Source organism: Sphingomonas bacterium (genome assembly GCF_903642285.1).
GTDB lineage: Bacteria > Pseudomonadota > Alphaproteobacteria > Sphingomonadales > Sphingomonadaceae > Sphingomonas.
In genome coordinates, this window is the sequence record NZ_CAHJWJ010000010.1 from 57638 (window position 1) to 83104 (window position 25467).

General features: G+C 65.5%; 26 protein-coding genes and 1 tRNA gene. 23 read left to right on the forward strand and 4 right to left on the reverse strand.

Annotated features, from left to right (window positions below; translation table 11 throughout):
• Positions 1–39 precede the first annotated feature (39 nt).
• From HUU99_RS07070 to HUU99_RS07090, 5 genes are read left to right on the forward strand one after another with little or no spacing between them, the layout of a single operon-like run.
• Positions 40–1311, forward strand: coding sequence for a M24 family metallopeptidase (locus HUU99_RS07070; protein ID WP_174285908.1), 1272 nt, complete (start codon positions 40–42; stop codon positions 1309–1311).
• Positions 1308–1706 carry a hypothetical protein gene (locus HUU99_RS07075; RefSeq protein ID WP_174285872.1) on the forward strand — a complete coding sequence of 133 codons (399 nt, stop codon included), beginning with the start codon at positions 1308–1310 and terminating at the stop codon, positions 1704–1706. Before HUU99_RS07070 ends, HUU99_RS07075 begins: the two co-directional genes overlap by 4 nt.
• A gap of 1 nt (position 1707) precedes the next feature.
• A complete protein-coding gene (locus tag HUU99_RS07080) occupies positions 1708–2631 on the forward strand; it encodes a diacylglycerol/lipid kinase family protein (RefSeq protein ID WP_174285873.1) in 924 nt (307 codons plus the stop codon).
• A gap of 16 nt (positions 2632–2647) precedes the next feature.
• Complete coding sequence (alaS, locus tag HUU99_RS07085) at positions 2648–5314, forward strand: alanine--tRNA ligase (RefSeq protein WP_174285874.1); 2667 nt, start codon at positions 2648–2650, stop codon at positions 5312–5314.
• Entirely contained in the window at positions 5311–6210 is a 900-nt protein-coding gene (locus HUU99_RS07090) for a hypothetical protein (protein WP_174285875.1), read from the forward strand. Before alaS ends, HUU99_RS07090 begins: the two co-directional genes overlap by 4 nt.
• Before the next feature lie 43 nt (positions 6211–6253).
• Here the strand turns inward: HUU99_RS07090 and HUU99_RS07095 are convergent, their stop codons facing one another.
• On the reverse strand, positions 6254–6787 hold the full coding sequence (locus HUU99_RS07095) for a hypothetical protein (RefSeq protein ID WP_174285876.1): 534 nt from the start codon (positions 6785–6787) through the stop codon (positions 6254–6256).
• A gap of 152 nt (positions 6788–6939) precedes the next feature.
• Positions 6940–8160, reverse strand: coding sequence for an NADP-dependent isocitrate dehydrogenase (locus tag HUU99_RS07100; RefSeq protein WP_174285877.1), 1221 nt, complete (start codon positions 8158–8160; stop codon positions 6940–6942).
• 130 nt (positions 8161–8290) lie between these two features.
• On the opposite strand from HUU99_RS07100, the gene HUU99_RS07105 reads away from it, so the two are divergent.
• Together HUU99_RS07105 and HUU99_RS07110 are read left to right on the forward strand one after the other, a co-directional pair.
• Positions 8291–9025 (forward strand): phosphatidylserine decarboxylase, encoded by a 735-nt coding sequence (locus HUU99_RS07105; RefSeq protein ID WP_174285878.1) that lies wholly within the window; start codon positions 8291–8293, stop codon positions 9023–9025.
• Positions 9026–9035: 10 nt separating this feature from the next.
• Entirely contained in the window at positions 9036–9854 is an 819-nt protein-coding gene (locus HUU99_RS07110; RefSeq protein WP_174285879.1) for a CDP-alcohol phosphatidyltransferase family protein, read from the forward strand.
• On the opposite strand, the gene HUU99_RS07115 is transcribed toward HUU99_RS07110, so the two are convergent.
• Positions 9793–10029, reverse strand: coding sequence for a hypothetical protein (locus HUU99_RS07115; RefSeq protein ID WP_174285880.1), 237 nt, complete (start codon positions 10027–10029; stop codon positions 9793–9795). The genes HUU99_RS07110 and HUU99_RS07115 overlap by 62 nt on opposite strands.
• Before the next feature lie 351 nt (positions 10030–10380).
• On the opposite strand from HUU99_RS07115, the gene rpsB reads away from it, so the two are divergent.
• The 13 genes from rpsB (at position 10381) to HUU99_RS07180 (ending at position 22357) form a co-directional block, all read left to right on the forward strand.
• A complete protein-coding gene (gene rpsB / locus HUU99_RS07120) occupies positions 10381–11235 on the forward strand; it encodes a 30S ribosomal protein S2 (protein WP_174285881.1) in 855 nt (284 codons plus the stop codon).
• Positions 11236–11321: 86 nt separating this feature from the next.
• A complete protein-coding gene (gene tsf / locus HUU99_RS07125) occupies positions 11322–12275 on the forward strand; it encodes a translation elongation factor Ts (protein WP_174285882.1) in 954 nt (317 codons plus the stop codon).
• Positions 12276–12489: 214 nt separating this feature from the next.
• Entirely contained in the window at positions 12490–13230 is a 741-nt protein-coding gene (gene pyrH, locus HUU99_RS07130; RefSeq protein WP_174285883.1) for a UMP kinase, read from the forward strand.
• The gene (gene frr / locus HUU99_RS07135; RefSeq protein WP_174285884.1) at positions 13217–13774 is read left to right on the forward strand and encodes a ribosome recycling factor; all 558 of its coding nucleotides are present in this window, start codon (positions 13217–13219) and stop codon (positions 13772–13774) included. The genes pyrH and frr overlap by 14 nt, the downstream gene beginning before the upstream one ends.
• A 46-nt stretch (positions 13775–13820) precedes the next feature.
• Complete coding sequence (locus HUU99_RS07140; protein WP_174285885.1) at positions 13821–14558, forward strand: isoprenyl transferase; 738 nt, start codon at positions 13821–13823, stop codon at positions 14556–14558.
• 5 nt (positions 14559–14563) lie between these two features.
• Complete coding sequence (locus HUU99_RS07145; protein ID WP_254603011.1) at positions 14564–15382, forward strand: phosphatidate cytidylyltransferase; 819 nt, start codon at positions 14564–14566, stop codon at positions 15380–15382.
• The gene (gene dxr / locus HUU99_RS07150) at positions 15379–16536 is read left to right on the forward strand and encodes a 1-deoxy-D-xylulose-5-phosphate reductoisomerase (RefSeq protein ID WP_174285886.1); all 1158 of its coding nucleotides are present in this window, start codon (positions 15379–15381) and stop codon (positions 16534–16536) included. Before HUU99_RS07145 ends, dxr begins: the two co-directional genes overlap by 4 nt.
• Positions 16533–17672 carry an RIP metalloprotease RseP gene (gene rseP / locus HUU99_RS07155; protein WP_174285887.1) on the forward strand — a complete coding sequence of 380 codons (1140 nt, stop codon included), beginning with the start codon at positions 16533–16535 and terminating at the stop codon, positions 17670–17672. The genes dxr and rseP overlap by 4 nt, the downstream gene beginning before the upstream one ends.
• A 131-nt stretch (positions 17673–17803) precedes the next feature.
• Positions 17804–20476, forward strand: a complete 2673-nt coding sequence (gene bamA / locus HUU99_RS07160) for an outer membrane protein assembly factor BamA (protein ID WP_174285910.1) — start codon at positions 17804–17806, stop codon at positions 20474–20476.
• Positions 20476–21111: an OmpH family outer membrane protein gene (locus HUU99_RS07165; protein ID WP_254603004.1), complete on the forward strand. Its 636-nt coding sequence runs from the start codon at positions 20476–20478 to the stop codon at positions 21109–21111. Before bamA ends, HUU99_RS07165 begins: the two co-directional genes overlap by 1 nt.
• Before the next feature lie 10 nt (positions 21112–21121).
• Complete coding sequence (gene fabZ, locus HUU99_RS07170; RefSeq protein WP_302479978.1) at positions 21122–21619, forward strand: 3-hydroxyacyl-ACP dehydratase FabZ; 498 nt, start codon at positions 21122–21124, stop codon at positions 21617–21619.
• A 104-nt stretch (positions 21620–21723) separates the two neighbouring features.
• On the forward strand, positions 21724–21954 hold the full coding sequence (gene rpmE / locus HUU99_RS07175; RefSeq protein ID WP_174285889.1) for a 50S ribosomal protein L31: 231 nt from the start codon (positions 21724–21726) through the stop codon (positions 21952–21954).
• An 82-nt stretch (positions 21955–22036) separates the two neighbouring features.
• Positions 22037–22357 carry a PilZ domain-containing protein gene (locus HUU99_RS07180; RefSeq protein ID WP_174285890.1) on the forward strand — a complete coding sequence of 107 codons (321 nt, stop codon included), beginning with the start codon at positions 22037–22039 and terminating at the stop codon, positions 22355–22357.
• A 7-nt stretch (positions 22358–22364) separates the two neighbouring features.
• Here the strand turns inward: HUU99_RS07180 and HUU99_RS07185 are convergent.
• Positions 22365–22451 (reverse strand) — tRNA-Ser (locus HUU99_RS07185).
• Positions 22452–22546: 95 nt separating this feature from the next.
• Between HUU99_RS07185 and HUU99_RS07190 the strand changes: the two genes are divergently transcribed.
• Genes HUU99_RS07190 through HUU99_RS07200 form a run of 3 tightly spaced genes read left to right on the forward strand, consistent with a single transcriptional unit; the run spans position 22547 to position 25466 of the window.
• A complete protein-coding gene (locus HUU99_RS07190; protein ID WP_174285891.1) occupies positions 22547–23587 on the forward strand; it encodes a lytic murein transglycosylase in 1041 nt (346 codons plus the stop codon).
• Positions 23571–24260 (forward strand): SPOR domain-containing protein, encoded by a 690-nt coding sequence (locus HUU99_RS07195; RefSeq protein WP_174285892.1) that lies wholly within the window; start codon positions 23571–23573, stop codon positions 24258–24260. Before HUU99_RS07190 ends, HUU99_RS07195 begins: the two co-directional genes overlap by 17 nt.
• A 36-nt stretch (positions 24261–24296) precedes the next feature.
• Positions 24297–25466, forward strand: a complete 1170-nt coding sequence (locus tag HUU99_RS07200) for a D-alanyl-D-alanine carboxypeptidase family protein (protein WP_174285893.1) — start codon at positions 24297–24299, stop codon at positions 25464–25466.
• Position 25467 lies beyond the last annotated feature (1 nt).

Consider the following 25467-nt stretch of genomic DNA (forward strand, 5'->3'; position numbering starts at 1 on the left):
GGGATTGCGGCTTCGGGGTCAAGGACCCTATCGTACCGCATGTTCAACCGATCTTCTTTCCCCAGCCGTCGCGGCGTCGCTGCCACGCTCGCCGGTCTTCCCTTCGCCGGTGCCGCCGCAGCCGCCGGCAGCGGCGCATTGGCCGCCGATCTCGCCGGACTGACCGACATCACGACGCGCGCGAAGCCGATCGACACGGCGGAACGCGCCGCTCGGCTCGCACGGGCGCAGACGCTGATGCGGCAGGCGGGGATCGGTGCGATCGTCATCGAACCCGGATCGTCGATGGTGTATTTTACCGGCGTGTTCTGGCACCGGAGCGAGCGGGTGACGCTGGCGATCCTGCCAGCGACGGGCGAGCCGTGTCTCGTCACGCCTTTCTTCGAGCGCCCCTCTGTCGAACAGACGCTTGGCATCCCTGTCGATATTCGTGTCTGGCAGGAAGATGAAAATCCGTTCTCCATAGCCGCTGCCTTCCTGACCGAACGCGACTTGGCAAAGGAGCGATTGGGGATGGAGGAGACCGTCCGCTTCTTCATTGCCGACGGCCTGGCGCGGGTGATGCCGCATGCGACGATCGTCTCCGCCGATCCGGTCGTCCGCGGTTGCCGCATGGTGAAGACGGCCGCCGAGATCGCGCTCATGCAGGCGGCGACCGACGTGACGATCGCCGCCTATCGCAACGTGCATCCCCGCGTCCGCGCCGGCATGACCAACCACGACATTGCCGCGATGATGGATGCGGCGACCACGAAGCTGGGCGGCAGCCCGGAATTCAGTCTGGTCCTCGTCGGCCCCGCCGCCGCCCTGCCACATGGCAGCCGAGCGCCGCAGGTCGTCGCCGATGGCGCGATCGTCCTCATGGATTGCGGCTGCACCGTTCAGGGCTATCAGTCGGACGTGTCGCGCACCTTCGTCTTCGGCACCGCCAGCGAGGAGCAGCGCCGGGTGTGGAACCAGGTCGCAAAGGGTCAGCAGATCGCCTTCGCCGCAGCCAGGATCGGCGCGGCCGCCGGATCGGTCGACGACGCGGTCCGGGGCTATTACGCGTCGCTCGGCTATGGGCCGGGCTACCGGTTGCCCGGGCTGTCGCACCGAACGGGGCATGGTATCGGGCTGGACGGACACGAACCGGTAAACCTCGTCCATGGCGAGCGGACGCCGCTTGCGCCCGGCATGTGTTTTTCCGACGAGCCCGGCCTCTATCTGCCCGGCAGGTTCGGTGTACGGCTGGAGGATTGCTTCCACATGACCGGCACCGGCCCGCGCTGGTTCAGCACGCCGCCGGTATCGATCGATCAGCCGGTATGACCCGGCTTCGATTGCTTGGCACGATCGCATTGGGAAGCGTCGGCGGTATGGCGTCGTCGGCCCCGGTCGCTCGACCCCCAGCCACATTCGGTGCCTGCGCGTTCACGACGGTGAAGGCGGTCGAGCAGCGGCTGGAGGACGGCGCGACGGGTCGGCCGGTGCCGAACAGCGGGTCGCAAGTCGAACTGGCCGATGGCGTGATGGGTGTGTCCTACGACCAGGTTCCCGCGATCGCGGGATCGCGACGCGGGGATCACGCGATGGTGTGCCTGGTTGATATTCCCAGACATTGCCCGCGCAGCGATGGCCGCGGCCGCTGGTACACGACGACCAATCTGCGGACGCTGGAATCGTGGACGCTGCCGGACGCCGAGCATCAGTGCGGGGGGGCCTGACGTGGCGGCGGAGACCGCGAGCGGCCCGATTCCGGTCGTCGTCAATCGCCACGGCGGCACCGCCGGCAAACTAGGCGACCGGTTGCGGCCGTGGCTGGAGGAAGCATTTGCCGCGGCCGGTCTGACAGCGGCTATCCATCTGGTGGACGGCGAGGACATCCCGGCCGCTGTCCGCAAACACCGCGACGCGCGCCTGATCGTCGTCGGCGGCGGCGACGGTACGCTCGGCTGCGCGGCGAACGAGCTCGCCGGACGCGATACGGCGCTCGGCATCCTACCGCTCGGCACACATAACCACCTCGCCGGTGCGCTGGGCATTCCGACCGCGCTGTCCGATGCGGTGAAGCTGTTCGCCGATCCCGCCATCCGTGCGATCGATATCGTCCGCGTGAACGGTCGTGCGTTCGTCAACAACGCATCGATCGGTTTCTATCCCGTCATGGTCGAAGGACGCGATGCGCGGCGCGAGCTTCACTCGGTGCCCAAATGGGTCGCCGCGATCCCGGCCGGCATCGATGCGTTGCGGCGGTTGCGCCATCACCGGCTGCGGCTGTCCCACGACGCCGGCGACCATGCCGTCGCGACCCCGATGCTGTTCGTCGGCAACAACCGCTACAGTCTAGAAGCTGGCCAACTGGGCAAACGAAACGCGCTGGATAAGGGCATGATGTCGGTCTTCGCGGTCGCTTCGCACCGCCGGCTTGCGCTGATCGGCTTTGCGCTACGTACGCTTGTCGGACGCGCGGACATGGCGGCCGATTTCGCCGAACTGACCGAGACCGCGACGTTGACGGTCGAGGGACGATCCCGCCACGTCCGCATCGCGCTCGACGGCGAAGTTACGCGACTGCGGATGCCGCTCCGCTTCGAGACGCTGGCCGGCGGGCTCCGGGTCGTCGCTCCCTTGAGCGTGGCGAGCGCGTAGCCTAAGCCCCGCGACCATGACTTCGACCAACGACATCCGCCGCGGCTTCCTCGACTATTTCGCGCAGGCTGGCCATCGCATCGTTCCGTCCGCGCCGCTGGTACCGCAGAACGACCCCACGCTGATGTTCGTCAACGCGGGGATGGTGCCGTTCAAGAATGTCTTCACCGGGCTGGAAAGCCGGCCCTACACCACCGCGACGTCGAGCCAGAAATGCGTCCGCGCGGGCGGCAAGCATAATGACCTCGACAATGTCGGCTACACCGCGCGACACCACACGTTCTTCGAGATGCTCGGCAATTTCTCGTTCGGCGATTATTTCAAGGAACAGGCGATCACGCACGCGTGGACGCTGCTGACGCGGGAATGGGGGCTGTCGCCGGACAAGCTGACCGCCACCGTCTATCATACCGACGACGAGGCGTTCGACCTGTGGCGCAAGATCGCAGGCCTGCCCGATCACCGCATCATCCGTATCCCGACCAAAGACAATTTCTGGTCGATGGGCGACAACGGCCCGTGTGGCCCATGCTCGGAGATCTTCTACGATCACGGCGACCATATCGCCGGCGGCCCCCCCGGATCGCCTGACGAGGATGGCGATCGGTTCGTCGAGGTCTGGAACCTCGTCTTCATGCAATATGAGCAGGCGAATGCCGAGATCGTCGGCGAACTGCCAAGGAAGTCGATCGACACCGGCATGGGGCTCGAACGCATCGCGGCGGTGATGCAGGGGGTAACCGACAATTACGACACCGATATCTTCAAGGCGCTGATCGCCGCTTCGGGTGCGTTCACGCACACCGCGACCGACGGCGCGAATACCGCCAGCCACCGGGTGATCGCGGATCACTTGCGCACCAGCGGGTTTCTCGTCGCCGATGGCGTGCTGCCGGCGAACGAGGGCAGAGGCTATGTCCTGCGGCGGATCATGCGCCGCGCGATGCGGCATGCGCATATCCTGGGCGCGAAGGAACCGCTGATGTACCGGCTGGTGCCGGCGCTGGTCGCCGAGATGGGCGCGGCCTATCCGGAACTCGTCCGCGCGCAGCCGCAGATCGAGGCGACGCTCCGCCAGGAGGAAACGCGCTTCCGCCAGACGCTAGACAAGGGGTTGAGGCTGCTCGACGAGGCGACGGCCGGGATGAAGCCCGGCGACACGCTGGCAGGCGAGACCGCCTTCCGGCTCTACGACACGTATGGCTTTCCCTTCGACTTGACCGAGGACGCGCTGCGGACGCAGAATCTGACCGTCGATCGCACTGGGTTCGACACCGCGATGGCCGAGCAGAAGAGCGCCGCGCGCGCCGCCTGGAAGGGGTCTGGGGCGAAGGCGTCCGATGATCTCTGGTTCGACATCGTCGAGGAATGGGGCCCGACCGAGTTCACCGGCTATGCCGCCGACACCGGCGAGGGGCAGGTCGTCGCGCTGATCAAGGACGGTGTACGAGCGAACCACGCGACGGCGGGCGATACCATCGCGATCGTCGTCAACCAGACGCCATTCTACGGAGAAAGCGGCGGACAGGTCGGGGATACCGGCCTGATCAGCAACGACGATGGTTTGCGCGCCAGTGTTACCGAAACGTCGAAGCAATTGGGACGTGTATTCGTGCACCACGCGGCGGTACACGCGGGCCGGATTGCGGTCGGCGATGCGGTGAAACTGACCGTGGATACCGCCCGCCGCGGCCAAATCCGGGCGAACCATTCGGCGACCCATCTGCTGCACGAGGCTCTGCGGCAGCGGCTTGGCAGCCATGTCGCGCAGAAGGGATCGCTGGTCGCGCCTGACCGGCTGCGGTTCGACGTGTCGCATTCGTCGCCCATGAGCATGACGGAACTGGCCGATGCGGAGGCCGCCGTCAACGCACAGATCCGCGGCAACGGTGCGGTGGTTACGCGGCTGATGGCGCCCGACGATGCGATCGCGATGGGCGCGATGGCATTATTCGGCGAGAAATATGGCGACGAGGTTCGGGTGGTATCGATGGGCACCGCGGCGGACGGCGAGACCTATTCGATCGAACTGTGCGGCGGGACGCATGTCGGTGCGCTCGGCGATATCGGGCTCTTCAAGGTGATCGGCGAAGGCGGCGTCTCCTCGGGCATTCGCCGCGTCGAAGCGCTGACCGGGGAGGCCGCGCGCGCCTATCTCGTCGGGCGCGATGCCGTATTGCGCGAAGCGGCGGCTGCGTTGAAGTCCGCGCCCGACGAGGTGCCCGCGCGCGTCGCCGCATTGATCGACGACCGGCGTCGGTTGGAGCGCGAACTGGCGGACGCGCGGAAAGCGCTCGCATTGGCCGAGATGGCTGGCGGGAATGGACCCGCCGGACCGGAGGAGATCGGCGGCATCGCCTTTGTGGGTCAGGTTCTGGGCGGCTTCGACGCAAAGGGCCTTCGCGGCGCGATCGACGAAACGAAACAGCGGCTTGGATCCGGCATCGCCGTGATCGTCGCGGTCAACGACGGTCGCGCCTCGGTCGCGGTCGGTGTGAGCGCGGATCTGACCGCCAGCCACGACGCCGTCGACCTGCTGCGGCGCGCGGTCGCCGTCCTCGGCGGGCAGGGCGGTGGCGGGCGGTCGGACATGGCGCAGGGCGGCGGCCCCGACGGCGCAAAGGCATCGGACGCTATCCAGGCGATCCGCGACGCACTGGCAGAAGGGGCAATTGCGACATGAGACGTGCACTCTGCCTTGCGGCTGCCGTCATTGGGCTGAGCGGGGAAGCGATCGCCGGGCAAACCCAGCCTCAGTCTCCATCGCGCGGCGCCGACATCGTCGTAACGGGCCAGCGCCCTTCGACCAAGGCGGAGATTCGCCACCTGACCAGTCAGGTGATGGCGATCCGGGATGCGACCGAGGCCGTCGCGCGGTTCGACGGACCCGTATGTCCGACCGCGATCGGCATGGCGCAGGAATTCGACGACCGCTTGGCCAGGCGGATCGCCGACGATGCGCGCGAAGTGGGGATCGCGGTCGGCAATGACGGTTGCCGTCCCAATATCACGATCGTCTTCATCGACAACGGCCAGGCGCTCGTCCGGGAGATCCGCCGTTCGCACGCCGATTTGTTCGGCGACATGGAACCCCATGCGATCAAACGGCTTGCGGACGATCCCGGGCCGATCCACGGTTGGACGATAACCGAAACGACGAGCCGGGACGGGGACAAGTTGCGCGTCGGCACCACCACCGGCGTTCGCGCACCGGAACTGCAGGTACGAAACGCTTCGATCATCGCGCTGACCACCAAACGCAACATCCTCGCGACGATCCTGATCGTCGACATCCCGGCGGCAATCGGCAAGGGGCTCGATCAGATCGCCGATTACGCCACGATGCGCACACTTGCCGAGACCCGCAGTCCGATGAGCGACAAGGCGGCGGGCGATACGATCCTGCGGTTGTTCCAGCAGGGCGACCGTCTACCGCCGCCCGGTCTTACGGCCTTCGATCGCAACTATCTGCATGCGCTGTATCTGGGACAGGGCACCGAAGCGCCGTTTGCCAAAGCGAATGAAATTGCGGACCGGATCAACAAAGCGCTTTCCGGATCGATACCGCGCCCGCGATGATATCCGGCCGCCGCCCGGTACGATGGGGCGGCGGCTATTGCATTCACTTCTTGGCAGCGCCGCCGATCGCGGCATTCAGCTGATCGGCGGTCATGCCGATGAGCAAACCCTTGGGTCCAGTCGAAAAGCCGGCGACCGGCAATTTCGCCTCGCCGCCCGTCGAAGTCGTAAGCGTGACATATTGCGCGTCCGCGGCCTTGATCGTGCCTACCTGAGTCGCGCCATCGCTGCCGTAGACCGCTGCGCCCGCGACGAGCTGCGCCTTCAGCGCGGCACTGGCCTGATCCTGTTGCTGGACGAAGGCCGCGTCGAGCTGGGCCTTCGTCATTGCCATCGTCGGGCCCTTCGCGCCCGCGCCGACCGATGCGGGCGGCACCGCCACGTCGTGCGCGCCGGTCGAAATCACGATCGCGTCCGCGGTCACGCTACTGATCGTGCCGACGACGCCGCCCGCGGAATCATATACCGTCGCGCCGGTGGTGGCCGCCGCCGGTTGTGGCACCGTCTGCGCGGTGGCGACGGTAGCGGATGCCGCCATGACGCCGGCGATCGCAATCGTATGAAATATCTTCGTCACAAGTTTCTCCCGATCTGTGCCCGTAACGAACGTGACAGCATTGTCCGGGTTCCCGGCCCAAGGCAGGACGTGCCTCCTATCCGACGAAGGTGCCGGGGCAGGCACATGCCCCGGCCGTCATGGCCGGAACCGCCCGGTGCCCCCCCCAATGCTCAGGCCCAGCTACCCATCTCGGTCTCGAGATTTGCCCGAACCTGCTCGAAGAACTGTTCGGTCGTCATCCATGGCTGGTCGGGACCGATCAGGATCGCGAGATCCTTGGTCATGTGTCCGTTCTCGACGGTCTGGACGCAGACCCGCTCCAGCGTTTCGGCGAACTTCACGACATCCGGCGTATCGTCGAACTTTCCGCGATATTTCAGGCCGCCGGTCCAGGCGAAAATCGACGCGATCGGGTTGGTCGAGGTCGCCTTGCCCTGCTGGTGCATGCGGTAATGGCGCGTGACGGTGCCATGCGCGGCTTCGGCCTCGACGGTGTTGCCATCGGGGGTGAGCAGCACCGACGTCATGAGGCCGAGCGAACCGAAACCCTGCGCGACCTGATCGGACTGTACGTCGCCATCGTAGTTCTTGCACGCCCAGACGAACTCGCCGCTCCATTTCAACGCGGAGGCGACCATGTCGTCGATCAGACGATGCTCATAGACGATATCCGCTTCCTTGAACCTGTCCTTGAATTCGGCTTCGAAAACTTCCGCGAACAGATCCTTGAACCGGCCGTCATAGGCTTTCAGGATCGTGTTCTTGGTCGACAGATAGACGGGCCACTTCAGATTGAGGCCGTAATGCATCGACGCGCGCGCGAAGTCGCGGATCGAGTCGTCGAGGTTGTACATCGCCAGTGCGACGCCTGCCGACGGGTATTGGAACACCTCGCGGTCGATGACCTGACCGTCATCGCCCTCGAATACCAGGCGGAGCTTGCCGGGGCCGGGGACGAGAAAGTCGGTCGCGCGATATTGGTCGCCGAAGGCATGGCGACCGACGACGATCGGGTGCGTCCAGCCGGGGATCAGGCGGGGGACGTTCTTGATGACGATCGGTTCGCGGAAGATCGTGCCGCCAAGAATGTTGCGGATCGTGCCGTTGGGCGATTTCCACATCTTCTTCAGGCCGAACTCGGTAACCCGCTGCTCGTCCGGCGTGATCGTCGCGCACTTCACCGCCACGCCGTATTTCTGCGTGGCGCGCGCGCTGTCGACCGTCACCTTGTCGTCGGTCGCGTCGCGGTGTTCGATGCCCAGATCGTAATAATCGAGTTCGATGTCGAGATACGGCTTGATCAGGCGCTCGCGTATCCATTCCCATATGATCCGCGTCATCTCGTCGCCATCGATCTCGACGACGGGCGTTTTCACCTTGATCTTCGCCATATGCTCTTCCTTGGGGGAGGGGGAATGGCGCTGCGTCTAAGCAGAAGGCGGACGCGGATCAACCGCGACGGATCGCGGCCCGATCGCTTCGACGTTGTCACGCGGGGGTCGCGGGGATAGACCCCGTGGGATGTCATCGCTCGAAACGCCGCCGCCCGGTTCCGTCATCGCTCCCGAAGCCGTCAAATGGCGTTTCCCCGCCGTCCATCCGGAAGGACGCAAATATGTCCTGATCGCCGCCGGGCTGACGCTGATCGCCACGATGGTCAGCCATGTGCTGTTCTGGCCGTTCGTCGGTTTGTGCCTCTGGGTCGCGGCATTTTTCCGCGACCCGGTGCGAACCACGCCGCAAGGGGACGACCTGATCGTCGCGCCGGCGGACGGACTGGTGACGATGATCCAGCGAGTGCCGGTCCCGCGCGAACTGGTCGGCGAACTCGGCGAAACATCGATGGTGCGCGTGTCGATCTTCATGTCCGTGTTCGATGTGCACATCAACCGTACGCCGATCGCCGGGACGGTGCGTCAGGTCGTGTATATCTCGGGCAAATTCCTCAACGCCGATCTCGACAAGGCATCGGAAGAGAATGAACGCCAGCATATCGTCGTCGAAGGGCGAAGCGGGCGCAGGATCGGTTTCACGCAGATCGCCGGGCTGGTCGCGCGGCGGATCGTCGGGTTCGTGAAGCCAGGCGACATGGTCGCGGGCGGTCAGCGCATCGGGCTTATCCGCTTCGGCAGCCGACTCGATGTCTTCCTGCCGAACGACGTGACGCCGCAAGTTACGCTCGGGCAGCGTTCGATCGCCGGCGAGACGGTGATCGGACGCGTCGGGGCCATGCCGGTGCACGGCGTCGCGCAATGACGATCGCGTGATGATCGAACAGCGTCTGCCCCGCCTGCCGCGCCTTCGCCGTCCCACGCGGGGCCTGCCATTGCGTGCGGTGGCACCCAATGCCGTGACGGCGCTCGCATTGTGTTCGGGTCTGAGCGGCGTGCGGTTCGCGATCGGCGGCGATTGGCAATTGGCGGTCGCGATGGTGATGGTGGCCGGGGTGCTTGACGGCATCGACGGTCGGATCGCCCGATTGCTGCATGGCGAAAGCCGCTTCGGGGCGGAACTCGACTCGCTGTCGGATGCGATCTCGTTCGGCGTCGCGCCCGCGCTGATCCTGTATCTCTGGTCGCTGGCGACGCTGCCGCGCTTCGGCTGGACCTGCGCGCTTATCTTCGCCGTGTTCTGCGCGCTACGGCTCGCGCGATTCAATGCCAAGATCGACGAAACGGACCAGCCTCACAAATCCGCCGGCTTCCTGACCGGCGTCCCTGCACCCGCCGGCGCGGCGCTTGCGTTGCTGCCGATGCTGTTGTGGTTCTGGACCGACGAGCCCTTTTTGGCCTCGCCCTATCTCGTAGCCCCGTGGGTCGCGACGATCGCCCTGCTGATGGTATCGAGCATAGCGACCTATTCGTGGAGTTCGGTACGTCTGCGCCGCAACATCCGCTTCGAGGCGCTGGCACTGGTCGTATTTCTGGGTGCCGCGCTCGTGTCTGCACCCTGGCAGACGCTAGGTGTCCTTACAACCGCCTATCTGGTCTCGATCCCGTTCAGCGCATACCAATATGCGCGGGTCAGGCAGCGGCGCGCAATTGTCGTATCGGGGCGAGGATCGGTGCAGCAGCCCAATGCCTGACGGCAATCCGGCGTTCGGCATGGACAAGAGACGCGAGCGGCGCATAAGCGGTTTCCGGATGGCCGGCGGCAAGGCGCACGATCCGATGCCATTGCGGCGCGACCGTCATGGCGATGGTCGCCGACGCGGCGACGAACGCGCCCGAAAAAACCATGATGTCGATGACCATCTGCATGCTCGCCTCCCGTCAGCCTCGCCAACGCGTCTTCCAACCGATCTCAAATACCCGACACGATCATCGGTTCCCGCGTCGCCGCACGATACGCGACGAACGGCATCAGAATCGCGCCCGGTAACGCGGAAGTCACGCTACGAACACTATATGTTCTACTATCGTTCTACTTGTCAAGCGGCACTTCCGGATCGGCATTTGCCTTACCGCAATGATTGCATTCGGGACGCTTCGCCGTTATGGCGCGCGGCTCAACCCCGCATGGGAAGCATCATAGCCCGGTGCGCGCGATCACGGTTTCCGTGATCAACCGTCATCCGCTTCCCAGAGGCATAACCGGAAGGATCCATCCCTATGGCGGCACCTGTCGTCTCCATGCAGCAGCTCATCGAAACGGGCGCGCATTTCGGCCACCAGACGCATCGGTGGAACCCCAAGATGAAGCCGTACATCTTCGGCGATCGTAACGGCGTCCACATCCTCGACCTGTCGCAGACCGTGCCGCTGTTCGCGCGCGCGCTCGAATTCGTCAGCCAGTCGGTCGCCGGTGGCGGCAAGGTTCTGTTCGTCGGCACCAAGCGCCAGGCGCAGGAGCCCGTCGCGGATGCCGCGCGCCGTTCGGGTCAGCATTTCGTCAACCATCGCTGGCTGGGTGGGATGCTCACCAATTGGCGCACGATCAGCAACTCGATCAAGCGGATGAAGACGCTCGAGGAGATGCTGTCGGGCGACACGGTCGGCCTGACGAAGAAGGAAGTGCTTCAGCTGACTCGCGAGCGCGACAAGCTGGAACTGAGCCTGGGCGGTATCCGCGACATGGGCGGCGTACCCGACGTGATGTTCGTGATCGACGCGAACAAGGAAGAGCTGGCGATCAAGGAGGCGAACACGCTGGGTATTCCGGTCGTGGCCATCCTGGATTCGAACGTCTCGCCCGACGGCATCGCCTTCCCCGTGCCCGCAAACGACGACGCCAGCCGTGCGCTTCGTCTGTATTGCGAAGCGATCGCGATCGCGGCGACGCGTGGCGGACAGGAGCAGCAGCGCCGGTCCGGCGCGGATGTCGGCGCGATGGCGGAGCCGCCGCGCGAGGAATCGATCTCGGCCGAGCCGGCGATCGAGGCCGGCGCGGATACGACCGATGCCGCGGCGAATGCGGACATCGCGGCCGAGTTCGCGGCCGAAGGCGAGCGCCAGATCGACGCGTAAACCGTCATCGCGCTTTCATGCGGGCGGGGCAGGGCGATCATGCCCGGCCTCGCCCGCATCATATTGAACACAAGAGGATGAAACACATGGCCGATATCACGGCAGCGATGGTCAAGGACCTGCGCGAGAAGAGCGGCGCGGGAATGATGGATTGCAAGAAGGCGCTGAACGAGACCGCGGGCGACATGGATGCCGCGATGGACTGGTTGCGCACCAAGGGCCTGGCCGCCGCCGCGAAGAAGTCGAGCCGCACCGCGGCCGAGGGTCTGGTCGGCATCGCGGTCAGTGGAACCGTGGGTGCGGCGGTCGAGGTGAATTCGGAAACCGATTTCGTCGCGAAGAACGACCAGTTCCAGCAGTTCGTGCGCGAAGTCACGCAGATCGCACTGGCGACCGGCGACGACATCGACGCGATCAAGGCCGAAGCGATGCCGTCGGGCACGACCGTCGAGGAGGTGCTGACCAACAATATCGCGACGATCGGCGAGAACCAGTCGCTGCGCCGCGCCAGGCGGCTCGAAGTCGGCAAGGGCGCGGTCGTGCCCTATGTCCACAACGCGGCGTCGCCGGGCCTCGGCAAGATCGGCGTACTGGTAGCGCTGGAATCGGACGCGTCCGACGAGGTTCTCCAGGGGCTCGGCAAGCAGCTGGCGATGCACATCGCCGCCGCTTTCCCGCAGGCGCTGAACGAGGCCGATCTGGATCCGGAACTGATCGAGCGCGAACGTGCGATCGCGGCGGAAAAGGCCGGCGAGTCGGGCAAGCCCGCGGAAATCATCACGAAGATGGTGGACGGCGCGATCGCCAAGTACCGCAAGGAGAACGCGCTGGTCAGTCAGCTGTTCGTCATGGACGGCAAGACGAAGATCAGCGACGTCGTGGCGAAGGCAGGCAAGGATGCCGGCGCGATGATCGTGCTGAAGGACTATGTCCGGTTCCAGCTTGGTGAGGGGATCGAGAAGGACGCGTCGGATTTCGCTGCGGAAGTGGCGGCGGTGTCGGGCGTTCCGCAGAACACGCAGCCCGAACCGACGGCGTGAAGGCACGATCCTCCCCCCTCGCGGGGAGGGGGACCTCGAGAAGCGAGTGGTGGAGCGGGTTGGCCGCGGGCGGATCGCTTGCGGCGAACCCCCTCCGTCAGCCTTCGGCTGCCACCTCCCCGTGAACGAGGAGGATCGCCACGCGACACTGTTGCCCCTCCCGCTCCCCCCGCCTAAGGTCGTCGTGCTCCGACCCCGAAAGCCCTGAGACCGCATGACGCCCCCGCGCTTCAAACGCATTTTGTTGAAATTGTCGGGCGAGGTCCTGATGGGGGACGGCGGCATGGCGATCGATCCGACGGTGACGGCGCGGGTGGCCGGCGAGATCGCCGATGCCAAGGCGGCAGGCTACGAACTGTGCGTCGTCGTCGGCGGCGGCAACATCTTTCGCGGCATGGCAGGCGCAGCGCGCGGGATGGACCGGGCGACCGGCGATTACATGGGCATGCTCGCGACCGTCATGAACGCGCTCGCGGTGCAGAACGCACTGGAGCAGCAGGGCGTCGAGACCCGCGTCCAGTCGGCGATCCCGATGGCGAGCGTCTGCGAACCCTTTATCCGCCGCCGCGCCGAGCGCCATCTGGAAAAGGGCCGCGTCGTGATCTTCGCCGCCGGGGTCGGCAGCCCGTTCTTCACTACCGACAGCGGCGCGGCATTGCGTGCAGCGGAAATGAAGTGCGACGCGCTGTTCAAGGGCACCAGCGTCGATGGCGTCTACGATGCCGATCCGAAGAAGGATCCGACCGCGCGGCGATATGCGACGGTGAGCTATTCGAACGTGCTGTCCGAAGACCTCAAGGTCATGGACGCCAGCGCGATCGCGCTGTGCCGCGACAACAATATCCCGATCGTCGTCTTCAACATCCGCGATCACGGCAATCTCGCCGCGGTACTGGCGGGTGAAGGCGTCTCGACGATCGTTCAGAACCAGGAGACGATGTATGCCGGCATATGACAAGGCCGATCTGGAGCGCCGCATGGCAGGTGCCGTGGAGGCGTTGAAGCACGACCTCGGCGGCTTGCGCACGGGCCGCGCCTCGACCGCATTGCTCGATCCGGTGACGGTCGAGGTCTATGGCAGCCACATGCCGCTCAACCAGGTCGCGACCGTATCGGTCCCGGAGCCGCGGATGATCTCGGTTCAGGTGTGGGACAAGGGCAATGTCGGGCCGGTGGAAAAGGCGATCCGCTCGGCTGGGCTGGGACTGAATCCGATCAACGACGGCACGACGCTTCGCCTGCCGATCCCCGACCTGACGGAGGATCGTCGCAAGGAACTGGCAAAGCTCGCCGGGCAATATGCGGAAAAAGCCAGGATCGCGGCGCGCAACGTCCGCCGCGACGGCATGGACGCACTCAAGACCGACGAAAAGAAGGGCGTCTTCAGCGAGGACGAACGCAAGCGCCATGAAATCGAGGTGCAGAAACTGACGGACACGACGATCGCCGATCTCGACGCGGCGGCAACGTCGAAGGAAAAGGAAATCTTGGGGAAGTGATGGGTGGTGTAGCCTTCAGCGCCCCACCGTGTGCGGGAGGGGAGAAGTGAGTACCGCTCCCAATCTGACCGCCGTACCTGCCACCGCCACTATCCCCCGCCACATCGCCATCATCATGGACGGCAATGGCCGGTGGGCGAAGCAGCGCTTCCTCCCGCGTGTCGCCGGGCACAAGGCGGGCGTCGAGGCGGTGCGGAAGGTGACCCGGGCGGCGCGCGCGCTGGGGGTCGAGGCGCTGACGCTGTACGCCTTCAGTAGCGAGAACTGGCGCCGGCCCGAAGAGGAGATCGGCGACCTTATGGGATTGCTGCGCCTGTTCATCCGCAGCGACCTGGACGAGCTGGTGCGCGAGAATGTCCGGCTGCGGATCATCGGCGATTATCGTCGTTTCGCGCCGGATATCGTCAATCTGGTCGACGATGCGGTGGCGCGGACCGCGTCGAACACCGGTCCGTTGCTCGCGATCGCGCTGAATTACGGCGCGCAGGCCGAACTGGCCGCGATCGCACGGCGGCTGGCGGAACATGCGGTGGCGGGGGAGGTCGATCCGGCGGCGATCGACGCCGACATGATCGAGCAGGCGCTCGATACCGCAGCCCTGCCACCGCTCGACCTCATGATCCGGACGTCGGGCGAACAGCGCCTGTCGAATTTCCTGCTGTGGCAGGCGGCCTATGCCGAACTGCTGTTCGTCGATACGCTGTGGCCCGATTTTGATGCGGCGGCGCTGGCGGCGGCGGTTGCGGCGTTCGGGCAGCGGCAGCGCCGTTATGGTGGCCTGTGAGCGACATGCCCGTCACTCAGCCGCGCATGTCCGAATTGACGTTGCGGATCCTGACCGGTCTTGCACTGATCTCGGTCGCGACGATCGCGTTGCTCATGGGCGGTTTCGTCTTCTGGCTGCTGGCGGTCGTCGCAGGGCTGTTCATGATGGCGGAATGGGCCGATCTTCACGGCATCGCCGCGAGGCAGAAACGGTTGGCGCAATATAGCCTGTTCGTTCCGCTGGCGCTGATGGCGCCCCCGCCCGGGGCGGGGCCGTATTTCCTGACATTGGGCCTGCTGATCGGTGCCGCGTTCTTCATCGCGATCGTGTCGGGCAAGCGCTTGCTGGCGCTGGGGACGATCTATGTCGGGCTGCCGATCCTGTCGCTGCTACTGATCCGCCATCAGAAGGAAGGCGTCGTCTTCACGCTTTGGGCGCTGGCGCTGGTCTGGGCGACCGACATCGGCGCATACGCCGCAGGGCGTATGATCGGCGGCCCGAAGATCTGGCCGCGGCTCAGTCCCAAGAAGACCTGGGCGGGGCTGGCAGGCGGGATCGTCTTCGCGTCGCTGTTCGCCGCGTTCCTGCACCGCGTATACGGCCTGCCGCTGCGCCTGACGCTCGCCACCCCCGTCCTCGCCGTCGTGGCGCAGGCGGGCGATTTCTACGAAAGCTGGCTGAAGCGCCGCGCGGGGGTCAAGGATTCGGGCAACATCCTGCCCGGGCACGGCGGCGTGATGGACCGGCTCGATGGCCTCGTCCCCGTCGCGCCGATCGCGGCGTTACTGGTCGTGCTGCCCAGTATTTTCAATCTATCCGGCATCCGCACCTGGATATCATGAAGACCGTCACCATCCTCGGTGCGACCGGTTCGGTCGGCACCTCGACGCTCGATCTGGTCGAGCGCGAGCCCGACCGGTTCCGGGTCGTCGCGCTGACCGCCAATTGCGACGTCGACCGGCTGGCGGCGGCAGCGATCCGTACGCGGGCGCAGATCGCCGCGGTCGCGGACGAGAAATGCCTGCCTGCGCTGCTCGACGCGCTCGCGGGGACGGACATACGCGCGGTCGGCGGCGCATCCGGGATCGACGAGGCCGCGCGCAGCGGCGCGGACTGGACGATGGCGGCGATCGTCGGTTGTGCGGGGCTCGAACCCGTCATGGCGGCGATCGAAGGCGGCTGTACCGTCGTGCTGGCGAACAAGGAGCCGCTGGTGTCCGCCGGACGCGTGATCCTCGACGCCGCCGCGCGTCACGGTGCGACGCTGCTACCCGCGGACAGCGAGCACAATGCGGTCTTCCAGTGTTTCGACTTCGCGCGCCCCGACCGCGTCCGCCGGATCGTGCTGACCGCGAGTGGCGGGCCGTTCCGCGATTTCACACTGGAACAGATGGCGCATGTGACGGTGGCGGAAGCGGTCGCACATCCCAATTGGTCGATGGGCGCAAAGATATCGGTCGATTCGGCGTCGATGATGAACAAGGGCCTAGAACTCATCGAGGCGGCGCGTCTGTTCCCGGTGCCGCACGAGCGGATCGAGATCGTCGTCCACCGCCAGTCGATCATCCACAGCATGGTCGATCATGTCGACGGCTCGATGCTCGCGCAGCTCGGCCAGTCCGACATGCGCGTCCCGATCGCGCACACGCTCGCCTGGCCCGACCGGATGGCGACGCCGATGGCACCGCTCGACCTGGCCGCGATCGGCCGGCTGGACTTCGAGGCCATCGATCCCGTGCGCTTCCCCGCGATCCGACTGGCGCGCGAGGCTTTGGATGCGGACGGCGCGCGACCGGCCATCCTCAACGCCGCCAACGAGATCGCGGTCGCGGCGTTCCTCGCCGGACGCATCCGGTTCCTCGAAATCGCCGCAATCGTCGAGGATACGCTGGAACGCTACGATCCACCGCCTGCGGATACGCTGGCGGCGGTGATCGCGGTGGATGCCGAGGCGCGCCAGGTCGCCGGTGCGCGCGTGAAGGATAAGGCCGTTTGATCCATTCCCCCGGTATCCTGCTGACCATCCTCGCCTTCGCGCTGGTCGTCGGGCCGCTCGTGTTCGTCCACGAACTCGGCCATTATTTCGCCGGGCGCGTGTTCGGCATCAAGGCGGACGCCTTCTCGATCGGCTTCGGTCGCCGGATCGCGGGTTTCACGGACAAGCGCGGCACGCGCTGGCAGATCGGCTGGCTGCCGCTCGGCGGCTATGTCCGCTTCGCCGGCGACATGAATCCGGCGAGCGTGCCGAGCGCGGAATGGCTGGCGCTGCCGTCGGAGGAGCGCAACCGCACGTTCCAGGCAAAACCCGTCTGGCAGCGCGCGGTGGTCGTCGCGGCGGGGCCGATCGTCAACTTCGCCGTCGCGATCCTGATCCTCGCCGGCTTCGCGATCGCCTATGGCGATGTCCGCATGGCCCCGGTCGTCCGAGCCACCGTGCCCGGTGGCGCGGCGGCGCGGGCGGGATTGCGGGCGGGCGACCGGATCGTTTCGATCGGCGGGCGCTCGATCGCGACGTTCGACGACATATCGCGCTATGTCAGCATCCGCGGCGGCGATGCCGTTGCGATCGACCTGATCCGCGCCGGCCATCCGACAGCGGTGAACGCGACGATCGGCATCGACGTCGAACGCGACCGGTTCGGCAACGAGGCACGGATCGGCCGACTGGGGATCGAGGGCGGCCTGCCCGTCGCCACGCCGGTCGGCGTGTTCGAAGCACCGGGCGTCGCGATCCGCCGGGTCGGCGACATCGTGTCGGTGACGGTAGAGACGCTGGGTCAGGTCATCAGCGGACGACGCTCGGTCAAGGAGCTGGGCGGACCGGTGAAGATCGCGCAGGTCTCCGGGCAACAGCTTGCACTCGGCCCCGACGCGCTCGTTTTTCTCATCGCGCTCGTGTCGATCAATCTGGGGTTCATCAACCTGCTTCCAGTACCGCTCTTGGATGGTGGGCATCTGCTGTTCTACGCGATCGAGGCGATCCGCCGGCGGCCGCTCGATCCGGCGGTGCAGGAATGGGCGTTTCGTGGCGGGTTGGCGGCGATATTGGCGCTGATGCTAGTGGTGACGTTCAACGATCTGTCCAGCGTGGGATTGTGGAAGCACATCTCCGGACTGATCGGTCCGGGTTGATTGGTTGACGAAGGTCGGGCAGGGCGAACACGGCAGGGGGTCGGCGCGACTTTTCCGGGGTGGGTTTTTCAGTGACAGCTTTTGACGGTTCCAAATATGTGTGCGCGGGCGCGTTCCTGCTGGCGGGCACGATGCTGTCGGGAGTGCCCGCGCTTGCACAGACCGCGCCCGCCGGTCCGAAGGCGACGCCACCCGCCGCTCCCGCCGCCGCTGCGACCCCGGCCCCCGTCCGCCTGATCAAGTCGCTTCGCGTCGAGGGATCGCAGCGCATCGAACCCGAGACGGTGCTGTCCTATATCAAGCTGCGTATCGGCCAGCCCTACACCGCGGAGACGCTCGACCAGGCGCTGAAGGATCTCGCGGCCAGCGACCTGTTCGCCGACTATTCGATCTCCGGTGTCGCGACCGGCGACATCGTCCTGCGCGTCCGCGAGAACCCGATCATCAACCGGGTGATCCTCGAAGGCAACAAGCGCATCAAGGAAGACAAGATCAAGAAGGAGATCAAGCTCGCGCCGCGGCAGATCTTCACACGGTCCGCGGTCCGCGCCGATGTCGCGCGCATCGTCGAACTGTATCGCCGGCAGGGGCGCTTCGCCGCGACGGTCGATCCCAAGATGGTCAGCCTCGACCAGAACCGCGTCGACATCGTGTTCGAGGTCAACGAAGGGCCGAAGTCCAAGGTCCAGCAGATCAACATCCTGGGCAACCAGGTGTTCACCGACAACAAGCTGCGCGAGCAGATGGCGACCAAGCAGTCGCGCTGGTTCCGCCTGTTGTCGTCGAACACCTCCTACGATCAGGACCGGCTGGCGTATGACCAACAGAAGCTGCGCCAGTTCTACCTGACCGAGGGTTATGCCGATTTCCGCGTCACGTCCGCGGTGGCCGAGCTGACCCCGGACAAGAGCAACTTCATCATCACCTATGTCGTCGAGGAAGGGCCGCGCTACAAGTTCGGCGACATCACCGTCGACAGCGATATCCGCGACTTCGACAATACCAAGCTCGCCGCCTCGCTGGAGCCCAAGAAGGGCGATTGGTACAACGCCAAGCTGATCGAGGACACGATCGACAAGCTCAGCCAGACCGCTGGCCTGTTCGGTTATGCCTTCACCGACGTCGATCCGGAGTTCGACAAGAACAAAGACGCGCTGACGATGGGGATCAATTTCCACATCGCGCAGGCGCAGCGCACCTATGTGGAGCGCGTGAACATCACCGGCAACACGCAGACGCAGGACAAGGTGATCCGCCGCGAAATCCGCCTGGCGGAAGGGGATGCGTTCAACACCTTCCAGGTCAAGCGAAGCCAGGACCGGATCAACTCGCTCGGTTATTTCCAGGACAAGTTCGAGATCAAGAACACCGCGGGTTCCGCACCCGACCGGGTGGTACTGGACGCGAACGTCGAGGAAAAGTCGACCGGCGAACTGCAGCTGTCGGCCGGTTATTCGAGCCTCGAACAGTTCATCATCCAGGCCAACATCACCCAGCGCAATTTCCGCGGCAAGGGTCAGGAACTCCGCCTCGGCGTCAATTATTCCTATTATTCCAAGTCGGTCGAGCTGGGCTTTACCGAACCGTATCTGTTCGACAAGAACATCGCGGTCGGCGGCGATATCTTCCGGCGCGATTACAATTCGTTCAACTATACCGGCGACACGAAACAGACGACGTATAGTCAGGTATCGACGGGGTTCCAGATTCGTGCCGGTATCCCGCTCACCGAATTCTGGGCGCTGCAAGCGCGCTATGGCCTGTCCTACGATCAGGTCGGACTGGCGGCGAACTATTTCAACGCCGACGGATCGTGCAACAATCTGGTCGCCGGCACCTATCTTTGCGAGGCGCTCGGCAATCGTGTGACGTCGTCGGTCGGCTACACCATCGCTTATGACAGCCTGAACAGCCGGCTGCGTCCGACCAAGGGTTCGCGCTTCTCGTTCAGCCAGGATTTCGCCGGGCTCGGCGGCGACGTGCGCTATATCAAGACGCGGCTGGAAGGGGCCAAATATTGGGGGCTGGGTAGCGGCTTCGTCCTGTCCGCGGTTGCGGAGGGCGGGTATATCAAGTCGCTGGAAGGCTCCAAGCCGATCGGCGTCGATGGCGTCCGCATCACCGATCGCTTCTTCCTTGGCGAACCCCAGTTCCGCGGTTTCGACATCCGCGGCGTCGGACCGCGCGTGACGCGTACGCCCTACACGACGGACGCGAACGGCAATCAGGTGTTGATGGGCGGCAAGGACAACATCGTCGACGATGCGCTGGGCGGCGACGCCTATTATCTCGGTCGGCTCGAATTGGAACTGCCGCTCGGTGCTGGTGCCAAGGAACTGGGGCTGCGGCCTTCGATCTACATCCAGACGGGCGCATTGTTCGACGTGAAGGCACCCGTACTGAACACCGCTTGTGCGACGGGGCAGACAAGCAACTGCTATCCTACGGGAACGGACGCAAATGGCAATACCATCGTCCTGCCGATCACGACGCCCATTCTCGACACAAACGGTCAGCAACAGTTTGAATTTACGGACAATACGGCCGGTACGACGACGATCGTGCCGACATGTCCGCCGATCGTAGCGGGTTCGACCAATACCTGCGTCCTTTATGCAAACAGCTATGGTCCGTATAAGGAACAATATCTTGGCAATTCGGCGCGTCCGCGACTGTCGATCGGTATCGGTGTCAACTGGAACTCGCCGTTCGGCCCGCTGCGCATCGATCTTGCCAAGGCATTGCTCACGCAACCGGGCGACGACCCCAAACTCATCACCTTCAACGTAGGAACGAGCTTCTGATGACCTTCAAACACATGCTCCTCGCCGCCGCCGCCATCGCGCCGGCCATGTTCGTCGCCAACGCCGCACAGGCGCAGGCCGTCGCCGTCGCCGACCCGCAGGCCGCGATGGAGAATACCAAGGCGTTCCAGGCCGCCGCCGCGACGATCCGCACGACCTATGCGTCCGCGATCACCCAGTTGCAGACCCGCCAGGCCGCGATCCAGGCCGAGCTGGCACCGCTGGTGACGAAGTTCCAGGCCGACCAGCGCGCAAACGTCGCGCAGGCGACGCTTCAGTCGGAAGCGACCACGATCCAGACCCGGGAAAACGCCGCGCGTCAGGAACTGGGCGGGATCAGCGCACCGATCCAGCGCGCGCAGGCCTATGCGCTCGAGCAGATCCAGCCCAAGCTGGCCGATGCGGTGACCGCGGCGATGAAGGCGCGCGGCGTCACGCTGCTGCTGAAGCCCGACGGTGCCTATGTCATCCAGCCCGCGTCGGACCTGACCCCCGCGATCACCACCCAGCTCGATGCGGTCGTGCCGAGCGTGAACGCGACACCGCCCGGCGGCTATGTACCCGGTCAGGCAGCGGGCGCGCCCGGTGCCGCCCCCGCCGCCGCGCCGACGCGTCGCCAGCCTTCGGGCCGATGATAGCATCATAGTGACCGACAGGACGGATGGTAGCGTTTCCCCCCCGGCAACCGCCGGGGGGGCGCTCGATATCGGGCGGATCATGGCGGCGCTGCCGCATCGTTACCCCATGTTGCTGGTCGACCGCGTCGTCGCCATCGTGCCCGATGTGTCGATCGACGCGATCAAGGCGGTGACGATCAACGAGCCGTTCTTCCAGGGGCATTTTCCCTTCCGCCCGATCATGCCCGGCGTGCTGATCGTCGAGGCGCTGGCACAGGCGGCGGGAATCCTCGCGGTCGAATCGCTCGGGCTCGCCGGGACCGGCAAGCTCGTCTATTTCATGGCGATCGACGGCGCGAAATTCCGCAAGCCTGTCGAACCGGGCGTGCTGCTCCAGCTTAACGCCATGTTCGTCCAGAAACGCGCCAGCGTCTGCAAGTTCGCAGGCATTGCGAAGATCGATGGGAAAGTCGTTGCGGAAGCGACCTTTACCGCGATGATCGCCGACCCGCCCAAGATGGGCTGACACGCTCGGCAGCGCGACTTGGCGATTTTGACTTTTGCGTGCGAGCAGGCTAGCGCGCGCCTTCCTTTTGGCTGGTCGGAACCAGCCGCGCCCGGAGAAGACCCGTGAAAAAAGATACCCATCCCGAATACCACATGATCAAGGTCCAGATGACCGACGGCAGCGTGTTCGAGACTCGCTCCACCTGGGGCAAGGAAGGCGACACGATGACGCTCGACATCGATCCGCTGGCGCATCCCGCCTGGACCGGCGGTCGCGGTTCGATGCTCGACACCGGCGGCCAGGTCGCACGCTTCAACAAGCGTTTCGGCGGTGGGCTCACGCTTCGCAAATAAGCGCCGCTTAACCGATCGTTAGGCAACATACCGGTATTTGCTTTCACGGCGGCTCGACACCGGGCCGCGGCGAAAGGATGCGATGTTCGCTGCCGAATTCGAAGCTGTCGAAGGCAAGGGTCGGCGTCGGTCGGAACGCGCGCCGGTGGTGCTGAACGCGCGGATCGGCAAGGACGGGTTGGCGCGGACCTTGTGCAAGGTCACCGATATCTCGGTCCATGGGGTCAGGATCCAGACCTATTCCGCGCTCAAGAAAGGCGCGACGATCTGGCTGACCCTGCCCGTGATCGGGCTGATCGCGGCGGACGTGATGTGGGCGGACGATTTCCTCGCCGGTTGCCAGTTTCGCACACCGATAGACCAGACCGCGTTCGAAAACCTGCTGGCCAGCCAGGTTAGATAGCATCCGGCGGAGAGAGTGGGATTCGAACCCACGGTGAGCGTGAACCCACGGCGGTTTTCAAGACCGCTGCCTTAAACCACTCGGCCATCTCTCCGTATCCCGCCCCCGATAGGTCGGTCGCGCCCGTTTGTGCAAGGGGTGCGACGATATGAGGTTCCGGCCGGTGGTCGGCTGTGTCACTATCCATCGATGGGCAGGGGGCAAATCCTGGCGCGGACGACGCGCTTCGCGGCTTGCGCCCTGTTGGCGCTGCTTGGCGGTGCGGCGGGCGCGCAGGACGATTCGGGTTTCCAGTCCTATCTCGGCCAGCTGCGTTCGCAGGCGCTTGCCGCCGGCGTCAGGCGCGCCACGATCGATGCCGCGCTGCCCGGGCTGACGATCAACCCCCGCGTGATCGAACTCGACCGGCAGCAACCCGGCAGCGACGTCGCCGGCCCGGTGGCGATGTTCGCGCCCTACCGTATCCAGCACATCGACGCGCAGCGGATCGCGCGCGGCCAGCGGGTCTACCAGGCGCAGCGCGGTCGGGTCGCGTCGATCGAGCGCCGAACCGGCGTGCCGGAATCGATCATGGTCGCGATCTGGGGAAACGAGACCAATTACGGTGCCTATACCGGCAATTTCGACCTGCTGCGCAGTCTCGCGACGCTTGCCTATGAGGGGCGACGGCGCGAATTGTTCGCGGGCGAATTCGTCGATGCGCTGAAGATGCTCGATCGCGGCGTGCCGCGCGAGCGGCTGAAGGGAAGCTGGGCGGGTGCGACGGGCAATCCGCAATTCCTGCCGTCGGCGTATCTGCGCCTGGCGCGCGACGGCGATGGCGACGGCCGCGTGGATATCTGGAACAGCGATGCGGATACGCTGGCGTCGATCGGCAATTATTTCGTCGACGCCGGATGGCGTCCCGGCCAGCCCTGGGGGATCGCAGTCGACGTACCCGCCGGCTTCGACCGAAGCCATAACACGAACCGCCTGATGTCGCCGCGCTGCCCGCGGGTCTTCGCCAGGCACAGCGGCTGGCGGACGATGGCGGAGTGGCGCTCGCTCGGTATCGCACCCCGTTCCGGCAATTGGCCGGGCGACTCCGTCCTGGCGACGCTGCTCGAACCCGACGGTCCCGGTCAGACGGCCTATCTGCTGACGGGGAATTACCGGGTCATCCTCGATTACAACTGTTCGAATTTCTACGCCCTGTCGGTCGGGCTGCTCGCCGATGCCGTCGCGCGGTAAGGCCCTTGTCCACACCGTCGCGGCGGGGTTGCTGCTGGTGGCGTGCAGCGGACGGGGGCACGGCGCGGCGATCCCGCTTGCATCCTTCGGCGCGTATCAGGCCAGCGGTCTCGCCAGCTGGTATGGCGAGGAAGCCGCAGGCCATCGCACCGCGTCGGGCGACTTCTTCGATCCGAACGGGATAACCGCGGCGCATCGCAGTCTGCCGCTCGGGTCGTTGGCGGAGGTGACGTCGGTCGACACCGGCCGATCGGTGGTCGTGCGTATCAACGATCGCGGACCGGGACGCCGCGACCGGATCATCGACCTGTCGCGCGGGGCGGCACGGGCGCTCGGTACCGATCGGCTCCCGGTCGCGTCGGTCCGCGTCCGCGCGCTTGCGCCCGGATCGCGCGTCGGCATCGTTGCGACCGACGCCGCGTTCGCCCCGACCCCCGTGCATCCGGCGGTGCCCCGCTCGGCGAACGATCGCTATATCGTCCAGATCGCCAGCTTCTCGAACCGCGACCGCGCACAGGCGCTGGCCGATGCGGTATCCGCGCAGGTGTTGCCCGCAGGCAATCTCTGGCGCGTGCGGCTCGGCCCGATCCAGGGTGCCGCGGCGGCGCAAGAGGCGCGTGACGCCATGGCGGCGCGCGGCTATGGCGATGCGCATATCCTGCCCGCGGACTGAAACCTGCACCATCCTCGCCATCACGGACCTCATGTCATGACACGACCGATCGCCGCCTACCTCACCCCCGTCGCGCTGATCGCGCTGGCGATGCCGTCGGTCGCCGCCGCACCGCAGTTCGAAACGCCCGCACCGATCGCCTTCATGAAGGATCTGTCGTCCGGCGCGGTGCTGTTCGCGCGCGATGCCGACAAGCGGATGCCCCCGGCGTCGCTGGCGAAGATGATGACCGTCTACGTCGCGTTCGACATGGTGAAGAAGGGCGAGTTGAAGCTCGACCAGAAATTCCCGGTCCGGCCCGAGACGTGGCAGCGCTGGCACGGTCCTGCCGCAGGATCGACGATGTTCCTGTCGGTCAACGAACAGGTCAGCGTCGCCGACCTGCTGTCGGGTATCGTCACGCTGTCGGGCAACGATGCGTGCGTCGTGCTGGCCGAGGGTATTTCCGGCACCGAGGCCGCGTTCGTCGATCGGATGAACGAGACCGCCGCCGCGATCGGGCTGAAGAACAGCCATTTCGGCACGTCGAACGGATGGCCCGACAATGGCGTGACCTATGTCACCGCCCGCGACCTGACGACGCTGGCGACCGCGACGATCCAGTACCATCCCCAATTGTACAAGACGTTCTATTCCAAGCCGAACTTCACCTGGGGCAAGACCATGGGTGGCAACGCGATCACCCAGGACAATCGCGATCCGCTGCTCGGCCGGGTCGCCGGCGCGGACGGGCTGAAGACGGGACATACCGAAGAGGCCGGGTTCGGCTTCACGGGTTCCGCCCAGCAAGGCAATCGCCGGATCGTCATGGTGCTCGCCGGGCTTACGAGCTTCAACCAGCGCATTCAGGAATCGGTCAAGTTCATGGACTGGGGTTTCCGCGCCTGGCAGGCGAAGCCGTTGGTCGCGCAGGGCAAGCAGGTCGAAACGGCGGAGGTCCAGATGGGCGATTCGCATACCGTCGGTCTGGTCGCGGCCACCCCGTTGACCGTGACGGTCGCGGCGGGTGCGGTTCCGGCGATGCACGCCAAGGTCGTGTATGACGGCCCCATCAAGGCACCCATCAAGGCCGGGCAGCACATCGCCGATCTGATCGTGACCTCGCCCGACATGCCGGCACAGACATTGCCGCTGGTCGCCGCGAAGGATGTCGGCAAGGCCGGCTTCTTCGGCCGCGCGTGGAGTGGCCTGACGTCGCTGCTCTAGG

What these genes read in the sequence shown, in the direction of transcription:
- HUU99_RS07070 (WP_174285908.1), top strand. Translation starts at nt 40, where the DNA reads ATGTTCAACCGATCTTCTTTCCCCAGCCGTCGCGGCGTCGCTGCCACG.
- HUU99_RS07075 (WP_174285872.1), top strand. Translation starts at nt 1,308, where the DNA reads ATGACCCGGCTTCGATTGCTTGGCACGATCGCATTGGGAAGCGTCGGC.
- alaS (WP_174285874.1), top strand. Translation starts at nt 2,648, where the DNA reads ATGACTTCGACCAACGACATCCGCCGCGGCTTCCTCGACTATTTCGCG.
- HUU99_RS07090 (WP_174285875.1), top strand. Translation starts at nt 5,311, where the DNA reads ATGAGACGTGCACTCTGCCTTGCGGCTGCCGTCATTGGGCTGAGCGGG.
- HUU99_RS07100 (WP_174285877.1), bottom strand. Translation starts at nt 8,160, where the DNA reads ATGGCGAAGATCAAGGTGAAAACGCCCGTCGTCGAGATCGATGGCGAC.
- HUU99_RS07105 (WP_174285878.1), top strand. Translation starts at nt 8,291, where the DNA reads ATGTCATCGCTCGAAACGCCGCCGCCCGGTTCCGTCATCGCTCCCGAA.
- HUU99_RS07110 (WP_174285879.1), top strand. Translation starts at nt 9,036, where the DNA reads ATGATCGAACAGCGTCTGCCCCGCCTGCCGCGCCTTCGCCGTCCCACG.
- HUU99_RS07115 (WP_174285880.1), bottom strand. Translation starts at nt 10,029, where the DNA reads ATGCAGATGGTCATCGACATCATGGTTTTTTCGGGCGCGTTCGTCGCC.
- rpsB (WP_174285881.1), top strand. Translation starts at nt 10,381, where the DNA reads ATGGCGGCACCTGTCGTCTCCATGCAGCAGCTCATCGAAACGGGCGCG.
- tsf (WP_174285882.1), top strand. Translation starts at nt 11,322, where the DNA reads ATGGCCGATATCACGGCAGCGATGGTCAAGGACCTGCGCGAGAAGAGC.
- pyrH (WP_174285883.1), top strand. Translation starts at nt 12,490, where the DNA reads ATGACGCCCCCGCGCTTCAAACGCATTTTGTTGAAATTGTCGGGCGAG.
- frr (WP_174285884.1), top strand. Translation starts at nt 13,217, where the DNA reads ATGCCGGCATATGACAAGGCCGATCTGGAGCGCCGCATGGCAGGTGCC.
- HUU99_RS07145 (WP_254603011.1), top strand. Translation starts at nt 14,564, where the DNA reads ATGCCCGTCACTCAGCCGCGCATGTCCGAATTGACGTTGCGGATCCTG.
- dxr (WP_174285886.1), top strand. Translation starts at nt 15,379, where the DNA reads ATGAAGACCGTCACCATCCTCGGTGCGACCGGTTCGGTCGGCACCTCG.
- bamA (WP_174285910.1), top strand. Translation starts at nt 17,804, where the DNA reads ATGCTGTCGGGAGTGCCCGCGCTTGCACAGACCGCGCCCGCCGGTCCG.
- HUU99_RS07165 (WP_254603004.1), top strand. Translation starts at nt 20,476, where the DNA reads ATGACCTTCAAACACATGCTCCTCGCCGCCGCCGCCATCGCGCCGGCC.
- HUU99_RS07180 (WP_174285890.1), top strand. Translation starts at nt 22,037, where the DNA reads ATGTTCGCTGCCGAATTCGAAGCTGTCGAAGGCAAGGGTCGGCGTCGG.
- HUU99_RS07190 (WP_174285891.1), top strand. Translation starts at nt 22,547, where the DNA reads ATGGGCAGGGGGCAAATCCTGGCGCGGACGACGCGCTTCGCGGCTTGC.
- HUU99_RS07195 (WP_174285892.1), top strand. Translation starts at nt 23,571, where the DNA reads ATGCCGTCGCGCGGTAAGGCCCTTGTCCACACCGTCGCGGCGGGGTTG.
- HUU99_RS07200 (WP_174285893.1), top strand. Translation starts at nt 24,297, where the DNA reads ATGACACGACCGATCGCCGCCTACCTCACCCCCGTCGCGCTGATCGCG.